At 72.1% G+C, this 13,674-nt stretch carries 11 protein-coding genes; 7 read left to right on the top strand and 4 right to left on the bottom strand.

From position 1 onward, the window contains the following. Positions 1 to 32 precede the first annotated feature (32 nt). Complete coding sequence (locus M8I34_RS37170) at positions 33 to 1,592, bottom strand: FAD-dependent monooxygenase (protein ID WP_250057328.1); 1,560 nt, start codon at positions 1,590 to 1,592, stop codon at positions 33 to 35. 60 nt (positions 1,593 to 1,652) lie between these two features. Here M8I34_RS37170 and M8I34_RS37165 point away from each other — a divergent pair, with 60 nt between their 5' ends. Then, a complete protein-coding gene (locus M8I34_RS37165) occupies positions 1,653 to 2,408 on the top strand; it encodes a TetR/AcrR family transcriptional regulator (protein ID WP_250057325.1) in 756 nt (251 codons plus the stop codon). Between the two features lie 265 nt (positions 2,409 to 2,673). After that, positions 2,674 to 5,658, top strand: coding sequence for an excinuclease ABC subunit UvrA (gene uvrA, locus M8I34_RS37160; RefSeq protein ID WP_250057323.1), 2,985 nt, complete (start codon positions 2,674 to 2,676; stop codon positions 5,656 to 5,658). Positions 5,659 to 5,821: 163 nt separating this feature from the next. On the opposite strand, the gene M8I34_RS37155 is transcribed toward uvrA, so the two are convergent. Further along, positions 5,822 to 6,820, bottom strand: a complete 999-nt coding sequence (locus M8I34_RS37155; RefSeq protein ID WP_250057321.1) for a carbohydrate kinase — start codon at positions 6,818 to 6,820, stop codon at positions 5,822 to 5,824. After that, positions 6,817 to 7,863: a LacI family DNA-binding transcriptional regulator gene (locus M8I34_RS37150; protein ID WP_250057319.1), complete on the bottom strand. Its 1,047-nt coding sequence runs from the start codon at positions 7,861 to 7,863 to the stop codon at positions 6,817 to 6,819. The genes M8I34_RS37155 and M8I34_RS37150 overlap by 4 nt, the downstream gene beginning before the upstream one ends. Positions 7,864 to 8,043: 180 nt before the next feature. Between M8I34_RS37150 and M8I34_RS37145 the strand changes: the two genes are divergently transcribed. Genes M8I34_RS37145 through M8I34_RS37135 form a run of 3 tightly spaced genes read left to right on the top strand, consistent with a single transcriptional unit; the run spans position 8,044 to position 10,914 of the window. Beyond that, positions 8,044 to 9,060, top strand: coding sequence for a zinc-dependent alcohol dehydrogenase family protein (locus M8I34_RS37145; RefSeq protein WP_250057317.1), 1,017 nt, complete (start codon positions 8,044 to 8,046; stop codon positions 9,058 to 9,060). 5 nt (positions 9,061 to 9,065) lie between these two features. Next, positions 9,066 to 10,478 (top strand): sugar porter family MFS transporter, encoded by a 1,413-nt coding sequence (locus M8I34_RS37140; RefSeq protein ID WP_250057316.1) that lies wholly within the window; start codon positions 9,066 to 9,068, stop codon positions 10,476 to 10,478. Between the two features lie 22 nt (positions 10,479 to 10,500). Then, complete coding sequence (locus tag M8I34_RS37135; RefSeq protein ID WP_250057315.1) at positions 10,501 to 10,914, top strand: Rieske (2Fe-2S) protein; 414 nt, start codon at positions 10,501 to 10,503, stop codon at positions 10,912 to 10,914. 30 nt (positions 10,915 to 10,944) lie between these two features. Here M8I34_RS37135 and M8I34_RS37130 read toward each other — a convergent pair whose 3' ends face one another. Then, positions 10,945 to 11,880 (bottom strand): hypothetical protein, encoded by a 936-nt coding sequence (locus M8I34_RS37130; RefSeq protein ID WP_250057314.1) that lies wholly within the window; start codon positions 11,878 to 11,880, stop codon positions 10,945 to 10,947. 241 nt (positions 11,881 to 12,121) lie between these two features. Here M8I34_RS37130 and M8I34_RS37125 point away from each other — a divergent pair, with 241 nt between their 5' ends. Together M8I34_RS37125 and M8I34_RS37120 are read left to right on the top strand one after the other, a co-directional pair. Continuing rightward, a complete protein-coding gene (locus M8I34_RS37125) occupies positions 12,122 to 12,769 on the top strand; it encodes a papain-like cysteine protease family protein (RefSeq protein WP_250057313.1) in 648 nt (215 codons plus the stop codon). A 4-nt stretch (positions 12,770 to 12,773) separates the two neighbouring features. Next, positions 12,774 to 13,646: a hypothetical protein gene (locus tag M8I34_RS37120; RefSeq protein WP_250057312.1), complete on the top strand. Its 873-nt coding sequence runs from the start codon at positions 12,774 to 12,776 to the stop codon at positions 13,644 to 13,646. Positions 13,647 to 13,674: the final 28 nt, after the last annotated feature.

Below are 13,674 nucleotides of genomic sequence, written 5' to 3'. Positions count from 1 at the left end.
GAAGGGCCGCCGGTCCGCGCCGCCCGCGGTGGTCAGGCCGCCGCCGCGTCGGGCGTTCCGAACCAGCGCCGGAGCGCGGCGTCCAGCTCGTCCGGCGCGTCCGGGCCGCCGGGGGAGTCCGCAGCCCAGGCGGTGGCACCGTCCGGCCGCACCAGGAGGCCGGCCAGACCGGGCCGCTCCGGGCAGCCAGCCGTGAGCACCCGCAGCCGGTCGCCGTATCCCGCGGCGCGCTTGCGCACCTCGCCGTCATCGGCGAGATCGAGCAACAGCCCCTGCCCGCTGTGGAGATGCCCGGCGAGCCGGGTGCCGTCGGAGAGCACCAGGTCGGGTGCGCTGCGACCGGTCAGCGGATGGCTGCCGGGCAGGTCGTAGCGCTGCCCGGCACCGGAGATCTTCTTGGCGAAGAAGGTGGTGGCGTCGACCGTCCCGGTCAGCTCGGCGAGCACCCCGCGCAGCGCCCGGGTATGCGACTCCGGCCGCATCAGCGCCACTTGGGCCCGGGTCCACTCCAGTACCCATGCGCCCAGGGGGTGCCGCTCGGCGGTGTACGTGTCGAGCAGCCCCTCGGGAGCCCAGCCGCGCACCGTGGCGGCCAGCTTCCAGCCGAGGTTCATCGCGTCGCCGATGCCGAGGTTCAGCCCCTGGCCGCCGAACGGCGAGTGGACGTGCGCCGCGTCACCGGCGAGCAGCACCCGCCCCGCACGGTAGTCGGGCACCTGGCGCGCATTGTCCGTGAACCGGGTCGCCGAGAGCACCTTGTGGATCCTGACGTCCGCCACCCCGGAAACCTTCCGCAGTGAAGTCTCCAACTCCTCGGCGGTGACGGGGGCTTCACGGTCCGCGGGCGGCCCGTCGAACTCCACGGTGAGGATCCGGCCGGGCAGGGGGCCGTGGGCATAGGTCCCGGTGCTGGTCCAGTGCCAGCCGGCGCCCAGGGCGTCGGCGCCGGTCATCTCCACGAGGGCCTGACGGCCGGTGATCTCGGGAGCCGTACCGGGGAAGGGGAAACCGGCGAGCCGGCGGACCGTGCTGCGGCCGCCGTCGCAGCCGACCAGCCGGCCGGTGCGCAGCGACCCCTCCGAGGTGTGGACCTGCACCCCGTCCTCGCCGGCGTCGAAGCCGGTCAGGGTCACTCCGCGGCGCAGGTCGACGCCCAGCTCGGCGGCGCGGGCGCCGAGCAGCCGTTCCAGGGCCTCCTGCGGTACGAGCCCGACCTCGGCGGCGGGCCCGGGGCCGTCGAAGTCCGGGTCGGACGCGTCCAGCAGATCGCCGCGCAGCATGATGCCGGCGAAGTGCCCGGCGAACTTCGGAGGCTGTTTCACCCCGGTGGCGCCGGCGGCCCGGCGCTGCCGCAGGAACGAACCGAACCTCTCGAAGGCCTCGCGCTGTGCCTCCGCCAGGCCGGGCAGCATCCCGCGCCGGTAGAAGGCCTCCGCGGTGGGGGAGTTGATCGCCCCTGCCTTGATCGTCGTATCCACGTCGGTCAGCCGCTCCAGGACGATGACCGACACCTTCGCCAGGGCGAGTTCGCAGGCGAGCATCAGCCCCACCGGGCCGCCCCCTGCCACTACTACGTCTGCGTCATGATTCATGAGCGTAAGTGTAGTGACTATAAATTTGTTGCGGCTAAAAATTACCCTAGGATTCCGGCCATGACGGATCAGGAGCGGCGCGGTGGTGAACCGGCGACGGACGGCGGGCGGACCGGCGGCCGGCAGGCGGAGACCGGTTTCGCCGAGGAGGACGGACGGCTGACGCTGCGCGAGCGCAAGAAGCTGCGCACCCGGCAGCGGATCTCCGGCGAGGCCACGCTGCTGTTCATCCGGCGGGGCTTCGACCACGTCACGGTCGCCGAGGTGGCCCGCGCCGCCGAGGTGTCCACGATGACGGTGTTCAACTACTTCCCGCGCAAGGAGGACCTCTTCCTCGACCGGATCCCCGAGGGCCGGGAGCTGCTCACCCGCGCCGTCCGCGAGCGCGGCGCGGACGAGTCGCCGCTCGCCGCATTGCGCCGGCTCACCCTCGGCCTGCTGGCGGAGCGGCATCCGCTGGCCGGCGTGGGGGAGGGGTTCGAGCACTTCTGGCGCACGGTGCTGGACTCGCCGGCGCTGCGGGCGCGGGGCCGCGAGGCGGTCGAGGAGATGGAGGACGCCCTCGCCGTGCTGCTGGCCGAGGCCGTGGGCGACGAGGCCGGCCGCCTCGGCCCTGTGGGCGGCGAGGCCGGCGTCTCCGGCCGTGACGTCCGGCTGGCCGCGGCGCTGATCATCGCGGGGATCCGGGCGGCGTTTGCCGGAGCGGCGGCCCGGCAGCTCGGGGGTGACCCGGTGGACGAGGTGGCCGTTGAGCAGGCGGAGGTGCTGCGGCGCACGTTCGATGCGCTGGAGCGGGCGCTGCCCGGCTTCGCCTGACGGGAGAGTTCCCGCAGCGTACGGGCGTGTGGCGGGCGCGGGAAGATTGTGGGGCCGCCACACGTTCGGGTGAAGAGGGCTTGCGAGCCCGGTAAATCGAATGCGCGTGCTATAGGCTCGTGTGTGGCATCCCAAAGACAGTGCCGCGGAGGTCCCCATACCCTGGGGCGGGGGCTCCGCTCCGCCCCGCCGCCTCTGCTCACCCACCGCGCGGCGGATGTGGAGCCGCGGCCCCCACCCCCTTCCAAGAAAGGTGCCGACCGGCGTGGCCGACCGTCTCATCGTCCGTGGCGCTCGCGAGCACAACCTCAAGAACGTCTCGCTCGACCTCCCCCGCGACTCCCTCATCGTCTTCACGGGGCTCTCCGGGTCGGGCAAGTCCTCGCTCGCCTTCGACACGATCTTCGCCGAGGGGCAGCGGCGTTATGTCGAGTCGCTCTCCTCCTATGCCCGGCAGTTCCTCGGGCAGATGGACAAGCCCGATGTGGACTTCATCGAGGGCCTGTCCCCCGCGGTATCGATCGACCAGAAGTCGACGTCGCGCAACCCGCGCTCGACGGTCGGCACGATCACCGAGGTCTACGACTACCTCCGCCTGCTCTTCGCCCGTATCGGCAAGCCGCACTGTCCCGAGTGCGGGCGTCCGATCGCCCGGCAGTCGCCGCAGGCCATCGTCGACAAGGTGCTCGAACTCCCCGAGGGCAGCCGCTTCCAGGTGCTCTCCCCGCTGGTGCGCGAGCGCAAGGGCGAGTTCGTCGATCTCTTCTCCGACCTCCAGACCAAGGGCTACAGCCGGGCGCGGGTCGACGGGGAGACGATCCAGCTCTCCGAGCCGCCGAAGCTGAAGAAGCAGGAGAAGCACACCATCGAGGTGGTCGTCGACCGCCTCACGGTCAAGGAGTCCGCCAAGCGCCGGCTGACCGACTCCGTCGAGACCGCCCTCGGGCTCTCCGGTGGCATGGTCATCCTCGACTTCGTCGACCTGGACGCGGACGACCCGCAGCGCGAGCGGATGTATTCGGAGCATCTGTACTGCGCCTACGACGATCTCTCCTTCGAGGAGCTGGAGCCGCGCTCCTTCTCCTTCAACTCGCCCTTCGGCGCCTGCCCGGACTGCACCGGCATCGGCACGCGCATGGAGGTCGACCCCGAGCTGATCATCCCCGACGAGGACCGTTCCCTGGACGAGGGAGCGATCCACCCGTGGTCGCACGGCCACACCAAGGAGTACTTCGGCCGCCTGGTCGGCGCGCTGGCGGACGCCCTCGGATTCCGTACGGACATCCCCTGGGCAGGGCTGCCGGCCCGCGCCAAGAAGGCCCTGCTCAACGGCCACAAGACCCAGATCGAGGTGCGCTACCGCAACCGGTACGGCCGCCAGCGGGCCTACACCACCCCCTTCGAGGGCGCGGTGCCGTTCGTCAAGCGGCGGCACTCCGAGGCGGAGAGCGACAGCAGCCGGGAGCGCTTCGAGGGCTATATGCGCGAGGTGCCCTGCCCGACCTGCGAGGGCACCCGGCTCAAGCCGATCGTCCTCGCCGTCACGGTCCAGCAGAAGTCGATCGCCGAGGTCGCGGCCATGTCGATCAGCGACTGTGCCGACTTCCTGCGGGAGATGACGCTCGACGCGCGCGAGAAGAAGATCGCCGAGCGGGTCCTCAAGGAGGTCAACGAGCGGCTGAAGTTCCTGGTCGACGTCGGCCTGGACTACCTCTCGCTGAACCGCGCGGCCGGCACCCTCTCCGGCGGTGAGGCCCAGCGCATCCGCCTCGCCACCCAGATCGGCTCCGGCCTGGTGGGCGTGCTCTACGTCCTCGACGAGCCGTCCATCGGTCTGCACCAGCGCGACAACCACCGGCTCATCGAGACCCTGGTGCGGCTGCGCGACATGGGCAACACCCTGATCGTCGTGGAGCACGACGAGGACACCATCAAGGTCGCGGACTGGGTCGTGGACATCGGCCCGGGCGCGGGTGAGCACGGCGGCAAGGTCGTGCACAGCGGCCCGATGAAGCAGCTGCTGACCAACAAGGAGTCGATCACCGGTCAGTATCTGGCCGGCAAGAAGGCCATCGCGACGCCGGACATCCGGCGGCCCGCCGACCCGTCGCGGCAGCTGACGGTCCATGGCGCGAAGGAGAACAACCTCCGCGACATCGACGTCTCCTTCCCGCTCGGGGTGTTCACCGCCGTCACCGGCGTCTCCGGATCCGGCAAGTCGACGCTGGTCAACGACATCCTCTACACCCACCTGGCGCGCGAGCTGAACGGTGCCAAGTCGGTGCCGGGACGGCACACCCGGGTCGCCGGCGACGATCTGGTGGACAAGGTCGTGCATGTCGACCAGTCGCCGATCGGCCGCACCCCGCGCTCCAACCCGGCCACCTACACCGGCGTCTTCGATCATGTCCGCAGGCTCTTCGCGGAGACGATGGAGGCCAAGGTCCGCGGCTATCTGCCGGGACGCTTCTCCTTCAACGTCAAGGGCGGCCGCTGCGAGAACTGCTCCGGCGACGGCACGATCAAGATCGAGATGAACTTCCTGCCGGATGTGTATGTGCCGTGCGAGGTCTGCCACGGTGCGCGCTACAACCGGGAGACGCTGGAGGTCCACTACAAGGGCAAGTCCATCGCCGAGGTGCTGGACATGCCCATCGAGGAGGCGCTGAGCTTCTTCGAGGCGGTGCCGACCATCGCCCGGCATCTCAAGACGCTCAACGAGGTCGGTCTCGGCTATGTCCGGCTGGGGCAGTCCGCGCCGACGCTCTCGGGCGGTGAGGCGCAGCGCGTCAAGCTGGCCAGCGAGCTCCAGAAGCGCTCGACGGGCAGCACGGTCTACGTCCTCGACGAGCCGACCACCGGTCTGCACTTCGACGACATCAGCAAGCTGATCAACGTGCTGGCCGGCCTGGTCGACAAGGGCAACACCGTGATCGTCATCGAGCACAACCTCGATGTGATCAAGACGGCGGACTGGGTCGTCGACATGGGCCCCGAAGGCGGCAACGGCGGCGGCCTGGTCGTCGCCGAGGGCACGCCGGAGGATGTCGCGTCCCTCCCGGCCAGCCACACCGGCAAGTTCCTGCGGGAGATCCTCGGCGACCGCGTCAGCGATGCCGCGCCGGCGGGGACCTCCGCGAGGAAGCCGGCGGCCAAGAAGGCCGCTGCCAAGACGACGGCGGCGAAGAAGACGGCTGCCAAGAAGACCGCGGCCAAGAAGACGACGGCGCGGGCCCGCCAGGCCTCCTGACCCGGCGGACCGTTCCTGGACGGGCCGTCACTGCTCTCCGTACAACGGGGGCGGTGGCGGCCCGCCGTGCGTACGGGGCGTGAGCGCAGCCGTGGACACGGGCGGTCGCCGAAGCCCCCGGCCCCGGCCCCTGCCCGGCCCTGGTCCCTGCCCCGCCCCCGCTCTACGCCGCCAACTCCGTGGCGAACGGCGGTTCCGCGCCCGCGCGTGAGCAGGTGACGGCGGCCGCGCGGGCGGCGAAGCGCAGGATGTCGCGCCAGTCGTCATCGCCGAGGCCGGCGACGGCGGCGCAGGAGAGCGCGTCATGGGCGTCCAGGCGGTGCAGGAGCGCGGCATTGACCGTGTCGCCGGCGCCGATGGTGTCGACGACGGTGACCCGCTCACCGGGAACCGTCAGCTCCGCGCCGCCCCGCGTCAGCACCGTCAGACCGTCCCCGCCACGGGTGAGGACGATCGCCGAGGGCCCCGCGCCCAGCCACTCCTTCGCCGCCGCGGTGACCGCCTCCCAGCCGTCGCCCGGCGCGGCGCCGGACCCGGCCAGCCACAGGGCGTCCTCCTCCGACAGCTTCAGCAGGCCGAGGTCGGGGAGCCAGGAACGGAAGCGGGCCCGGTAGGCGTCCGGGTCCGGGATCAGGCCGGCCCGGATGTTGGGGTCGAGCGCGGTGAAGACACCGCGCCGGGCCTCGCGGCGCAGCAGGGACTCGTACGCACTCGCCCCCGGTTCCAGGACGAGCGAGCAGGTGCCCAGGGAGAGCGCGCGGGCCGCGGCGGGCAGCGCCGGCGGCAGGGTGAAGAGCCGGTCGGCGGTGCCGTCCACATAGAAGCCGTAGCCTGCCGACCCGTCCGGACTGATGTCCGCCACCGCGAGCGTGGTCGGTTCACCGCCGCGCTGCACCAGAGAGGTGTCCACACCATCGCCGCGCAGCCCCTGGAGCAGCGCTTCACCGAAGGCGTCGGTCGAGATCCGCGAGCAGAACGCGGCGGGCGAGCCCAGCCGCCCCAGGGCGACCGCGGTGTTGTACGGACCGCCGCCGCGCCGCGGCAGCAGCGCCGGCAGCCGGGAGTCCGGCGTGGGGATACCTCCGGTGCCCGGCACGGACGGGGGAGTGGCCTGCGGGCTGGGGACGAGGTCGATCAGTGCCTCGCCGGCGACGACGATCACGGGGTGGGGTTCCTTTCCTGGGCGGCCGGGGGCGTGGCCGGGGCGGGTTCGGCGCAGCCGCACGACGTACGGTGCACCAAGGTGCAGGGGAGGCGGACGGTGCGCGGAGGCCGGTCCGGCTCCGTCAGGCGTTCCAGCAGCAGCCGGACCGCCGCCGCCCCGATGTCCTTGCTGGGCTGGGCGATGGCGGTCAGCCGGGGTGTGAACAGATCGGCCCACGAGAAGTCGTCGAAGCAGACCAGCGCGATGTCGCGGGGCACCTCCAGGCCCAGTTCGCGCAGGGCCCGCAGCGCGCCGATGGTCATCGCGTTGTTGGCGGTGATCACCGCGGTGGGCGGCTGCGGCACGGCCAGCAGCCGGCGGGTGGCGTCCTGGGCGCCCTGTGCCTCGGAGTGGCCGCCGGCGAGGAGCTCGGGCGCGAAGGGCAGACCGCAGGCGCGCAGCCCCTCGCGGTAGCCCTGGACCCGCTCGGTGGTCGTGCTCAGCCCGGGCAGACCGGCCACCAGGCCGATCCGGGTGTGCCCCAAGTCGGCCAGATGTCCGACCAGTTGGCGCACCGGGCCGGTGTTCTCGGCGCACACCTGGTCATGGCCGTCGCCGACCAGCCGGTCCAGGAAGACGGTGGGCACCTCTCGGCGGGCCAGATACTCCACCATCGCGGAGGGTTCCGCGGACGGCGCCACGATCATGCCGTCCACGCGCCGTTCGTGCAGCAGCTGGACGACCTTGCGCTCGTGCTGCGGATCGTCGTGCGGATCGGTGAGCAGCAGGCTGTAGCCGGCCTCCAGGGCGCCCGCCTCGACGCCCTGGAGGATCTCGGTGAAGTACGGGTTGCTGATCGCCGAGACCGCCAGGCCGATCGAGCGGGTGCGGGAGGTGACCAGGGAGCGGGCCAGGGTGTTGTGGGTGTAGCCGAGCTCGTCGATCGCGCCGAGCACCGCGGCGCGGGTGTCGGGGCGGACCGGACGGGTCTCGTTCAGCACATGCGAGACCGTGGCGACGGAGACCCCCGCACGCCGCGCCACATCCGTCATCGTCGTCATCCGGCTCTTCCTCCCCGAGCGTGCGGCACCACGTCGGCGCCGCGGCCTCCCACGGCCTCGTCCCGCGAAGTCCACCACATTACGAGCACCCCACCCGAAACGTAAACGCTTGCGTAAGCGTTTACGTCCAAGCTACCTTCCCGACATCGCAATCCCGCACGACGTCGTGAGGAGGCGCCGATGCGCGCGCTCGTGGTCACCGCACCGGGCAAGGGGGGCAGCACCGCTGTCACCGAACTGCCCGACCCCGTCCCGGAGCCCGATGAGGTGGTCGTGCGCGTCACGTCCTGCGGGCTGTGCGGCACCGATATGCACCTGCTCGGCGGCGAGCTGCCCGCCGCGGCCTATCCGTTGGTCCCCGGGCACGAGCTGACCGGCGAGATCGTGGCGGTGGGCGCGGCGGTGACCGGCCGGGCGGTCGGGGAGCGGGTCGCCGTCGATCCCAACATGCCGTGCGGCGCCTGCCACTACTGCCGGATCGGCCGCGGCAATCTCTGCGAGGACTACACCGCGATCGGCGTCACCCGCGCCGGCGGCTTCGCCGAGCTGGTCGCCGTCCCCGCACGCTGCTGTTACGTCCTGCCCGACAGCCTCTCGGAGGCCGCGGCGGGACTCGTCGAGCCGCTGTCCTGTGCGGTGCACGGCCTGGGCCGGCTACCGCGCCGCTCCGGTGAGCACTATCTGATCTACGGCGCCGGCACCATGGGCCTGCTGATGGCCGCCCTCGTACGGACCGCGGGCGCCGCCTCGGTGTCCGTCGTCGACCTCAACGAGGACCGGCTGGCGTTCGCCGGGTCCTTCGGCGTCGACGCGGCCGTGACCAGCGCCGACCAGCTCGGCCGGACGCCCGGCTTCGAGGTCGTGGTCGATGCGACCGGCGCCGTGGCGGCCATCGAGGACGGGCTGGGCCGGGTGCGCCGCGGCGGGACGTTCCTCCAGTTCGGCGTCGCCGACCCGGCGCGCGCGGCGTCCTTCTCGCCGTACCGCGTCTACCACCACGAGATCGACATCATCGGCTCGATGGCGGTGCACCACAGCTTCCAGCCCGCCATCGACGTGCTGGCCGGCGGCCTCGGCGGAGTCCCCGTCGACTCGCTGGTCAGCGACGTCTATGGTCTGGACGACTTCGACGAGGCGGTCGCCCGGTTCCGGGCGGGCACCGGCCGCAAGATCCATATCGCCCCGCAGAAGGGCTGAGCGCCGTGCCCGCACGCATCAAGAACGCGCTGATCTGGGTCTTCGGGGCGCTGGGCGGCATCCTGTGGGGCTATGACACCGGGGTCATCTCCGGCGCCATGCTCTTCATCAAGAACGACATCGCCCTCACCCCGCTCCTGGAGGGCCTGGTCGTCTCGGGCCTCCTGGTGGGCGCCATGCTCGGCGCGGGGCTCTCGGGGCGGCTGAGCGACTCCTGGGGGCGCCGCCGGCTGATTCTCGCGGCGTCCGGGGTCTTCATCCTCGGCACGCTGGGTGCCTCCTTCGCCTTCGGCCCCGCCTCGCTGATCGCCTTCCGGTGCGTGATCGGCATCGGCGTCGGCATCGCCTCCGTCGTCGTCCCGCTCTACCTCACCGAACTCGCCCCCAAGCAGCTGCGCGGCGGCCTGACGTCCCTGATGCAGCTGCTGGTCACGGTCGGCATCTTCGTCGCGTACGTCACCGACTATCTGCTGGCCGACGCCGAGGCCTGGCGCTGGATGATCGGCCTCGGTGTGGTCCCGGCCGCCATCCTGGCGCTGGGCATCCTCACCCAGCCGGAGAGCCCGCGCTGGCTGGTGGGCAAGGGCCGCACCGACGAGGCCCGTACGGTGCTGACCCGGCTGCGCGGCGACGCCGGGGCGGCGGGGGAGGAGCTGGCGGAGATCGAGCGGGCCGAGCGCACCGAGCGGGAGCGGAGCGAGCCGCTGACCGTGCGGCGGCTGCTGTCACCGCGGCTGCGTCCGGTGTTCGTCGTGGGGATGCTGCTGGTCCTTTTCCAGAACTTCGTCGGCATCAACACGATCATCTACTACGCGCCGACCCTGCTCACCGACATCGGTTTCGGCTCGAACGGCGCGATCCTCGCGAACGTCGGGATCGGCCTGCTCAACATGCTGATGACGCTCCCGGCGATGCGGCTCATCGACCGCAAGGGGCGCAAGCCGCTGCTGCTGTTCGGCGCGCTGGGCATGTGCGCGGCGATGGTGCTGCTGGCCGTCACCAACCTCTCCGGGCTCGGCTACGGCGCGCTGCTGTCCGTGCTCACCCTCGGGGGGATCGCGCTCTACATCGCGTCCTTCGCGATCTCCTGGGGGCCGGTGCAGTGGGTGATGCTGCCCGAGCTGTTCCCGATGCGGATCAGGGCGGCCGCGGTCAGCCTGTGTGTGCTCTTCAACTGGCTGTTCAACATGATCGTCGCGCTGGTCTTCCCGTCGCTGCTGCACGCCTGGGGCGCCGGTATCAACTTCCTGTTCTTCGCCGGTACGACCCTGCTGGCGTTCCTCTTCGTGCAGCGGCTGCTGCCGGAGACCAAGGGCCGGAGCCTGGAGGAGATCGAGCAGGACCTGCTGCGGGGGCGTCCGGCCCGGCGGGAAGCGGAAGGATCTGTGCCGGTATCGTCGGGATCCGCCAGCCACTGACGCCGTCACCTCCGGAGCAGCCATGAGCCAGTCCCCCGCCCGCCGCACCGTGCTGCGGGGGGCCGCGCTCGCCGGCGCCGCCGGCTTCGGCCTGGCGGCCTGCTCACCGGGGGACTCGGGTGCGAACGCCTCGGCGGTGCCCTCCGAGCCGGTCGAACTCGGGGCCGCCGCCGAGGTGCCGGTCGGCGGCGCCAGGCTCTACCGCGAGGACCGGCTCGTGGTGTCGCAGCCCGCCAAGGGCACCTTCAAATGCTTCAGCGCCAAGTGCACCCACGCCGGCTGCGTCCTGGCCGAGGTCGAGAAGGTAGAGGGCAACTGCCCCTGCCACGGCAGCCGCTTCGACGTCACCACCGGCAAGGTCCTCCAGGGGCCGGCGACCGAGCCGCTGCCCGAGGTCCCGGTCAAGGCCGAGGGCGGCAAGCTGATCGCGGGCTGAGGCGCCGGGCCGGCAGGCGCTGCCGGGGCCTCACCCCCAGTCCCAGGCGATGCCCAGGATCCCGGGCCGTACGCCCTGCTCGACGAGGTGCACGGCGCGGTGCCGCCCGCTGAGGGTCAGCTCCTGCCGGCCGCTGCGCGGGGCGCCCGCCGAGGTCTGGGCGAAACGGCAGCAGCGCACCGGCAGCGCCGCCTCGTCGAAGCGCACCTGGAGGACGTACTGGCCGCCGGCGAAGCTGAAGCCGCGCAGATACTCCGTGCTCGGGCCGCCGCTGCCGTCCTCGAAGGCGTAGCCGAAGACATGGGTGTCGCCGGCCCGCAGCCGGGCGTCGAAGAGCAGCTCGGCGACCACCATCCCGGCCTCGGCGTGCCCGCGCACCCGGCCCAGCCGGCAGTTCTCCGCGGCCCGCACCCGCACCCGGGACGGATCGCAGCCCGGGTCGCCCCGGTGGATGGCGACATAGCGGTCCACGCCGTCCCGGTGGGCGCGGACCACCTGGAGCGATTCGCGTCCGAGGAGCCGGCGCTCGGGCCCGATGCGGACCCGCTCGTGATGGCCCACGGTGTGCAGCCCGCCGTCCGCGGGGGCCTCCAGCTCGGCGAACAGCTGCCGCAGCGCGGTGGCGGGCGCCATCAGCGAGCGGTACGAGCGGGCGGCCGGCCGCTCGGCCTCGGGGGTGCGGCCCTCCGGCACCAGCAGCCGGTGCAGCGAGTACGCGGGCAGGTCGAGGACCTCTTCCAGGGCGCGCACCGCCCGCAGTGACTCGGGGCGCTGCGGCCGCCGGGCGCCCTGCTGCCAGTAACTCAGGCTGGTCACCCCGATGGTGATGCCACGCTGGGCGAGCTTGTGCTGGACGCGGGTGAGGGCGAGACCCCGTTCGGTGAGCGCGGAGCGCAGCGCGAGATGGAACGGACCGGTCCGCAGCAGTTGGGTCAAGTCCGGCGATGGGGGGGTGTTTTGTGCCATTGCTTCATTCCTCCGGCGCGCGCGTGAACGTTCACAACCGGATCGCACGCTGCACGCTCTGCCTGCCTGTTCACCGCAGTACGCCGGGCACCGGCCGTTCACATGGGGGCGTGTCCGTCCACACCCCCATGTCACCTCGCATTGAAGCGTGTTGACCTGCCTGCGACAACACTTGATGCTCCTCAGCAGCATCCGGATGCGCTCCTCTCCCCCTCACCCCCCTCAGTTCGGGAGGAACGCCATGACTCGTGCACCCCACGCACGCCGTTCCCGCCGCAGACGGCTGTCGGCCGCCGCGCTCACCGCCGCCGCACTCACCCTGCTCACCGGGACGACCGCCGCCTCGGCAGCGCCCCTCGCGCCCCCGGCGCACGCTGCCACCACCGCGGAGCAGGCCGCCGCCCCGCGCGCCGCCAACCGCCTCGGCGTCTCCATGCAGGCCCAGGAGCAGACCAACTGGTGCTGGGCGGGCTCCGGCAACACCATCGCGGCCTGGTACGGCAGGAACTACAGCCAGACCCAGTTCTGCAACGCCGCCTTCCAGCGCCAGCAGGGCACCGCCTGCCCCAACGACCAGGCCACCCTCGGCAATGTGCAGAACGCGTTCGCCTGGATGGGCCTCAACTCCGGTTCCTACGTGAGCGGTTGGCTCGGCTACGACACCGTGCGGAGCGAGATCGACGCCAACCGGCCCCTCGAGACCCGCATCCAGTGGTCCTCCGGCGGTGGCCACATGCATGTGATTTACGGATATGACACGGATCGCCATTGGGTTTACTGGGGTGATCCATGGGCGACCAACAATCGCTACAACTGGGGCGATTTCGACTACTACGTGAACGGCAGCTCCTTCGCCTGGACACACTCCCTGTACCGGATAGGAGCCTGAGGCCATGACGAAGCGCACCGCCGTCCGCACCGCCCTCCGCGCCGTCGCCACCGGCACGTTCGCCGCCGCTCTCCTCGGCCTCGCCCCGCACACCGCAACGGCCGCACCGGTGCCCACGCCCCTGACCCCGGGCCGGGCGAGCGTCACGGCCGCGCACGCCGCGGCCACCACCCCCGCGACCCTCGACACCGTGGCCCGCTTCTTCGCCGCCGACCGGAAGCGCAGCGGCGCACGCGCCGTGGCACCCGGCACCGCGCGGGCCGTGGTGCACATCGAGGGCGGCACGGTCCCCGTCCACGTCCTGTCACCGGACTTCGTCCGCGGCCGGGACGGGGTGCCCGTCGCCCGCCCGGAGTTCCTCGCCAGCAAGGCCGTCGCCGGTGACGGCCGCACCGCCTCGGTGTGGACCGCGCGGCGGGGCGACACCTGGAAGGTCGTCAACATCGCCGGCGGCGACGACGAGACCCGCTACACCGCGGCCGGGGCCGCACGGGCCAAGGGCGGCACGGTCTTCCACGAGCCGCAGACCGACGCCTGGTATGTGCAGCACGGCGACCGGATCGAGCCGCTGGACGCCGACGCCCGCAAGGCCGTCGGCGCGCACGGCACCACCGTCGCCGCCTACCAGAAGCGGGTGGCGCAGGCCTACGGGGACAAGCTCCCCGGCTCCGCGTACGACAAGCGGGGCGAGGCCGGCGGCTACGGGAAGGGGCCGGCCGAGGCCGGGGAACCCCCTGCCCGGCGCCCCGTCACGGCGGGTGCGCTCGCGGACGACAGCCTGCCGGTGACCGCCGCCACGACGCTCGCGGGCGCCGCCGCCCTGCTCGCCCTGGGGCTGTCCCTCTCGGCGGCGCTGCGCAGGCGGCACAGCGGCTGACCCGGTCCGCCTGCCCGTCGGACGCCGT

The organism is Streptomyces sp. MCA2 (assembly GCF_023544705.1).
In the GTDB taxonomy this organism is placed as follows: domain Bacteria; phylum Actinomycetota; class Actinomycetes; order Streptomycetales; family Streptomycetaceae; genus Streptomyces; species Streptomyces decoyicus.
The sequence above is the reverse complement of the archived record's forward strand: the minus strand, read 5'-3'. Positions and strand labels throughout refer to the sequence as shown.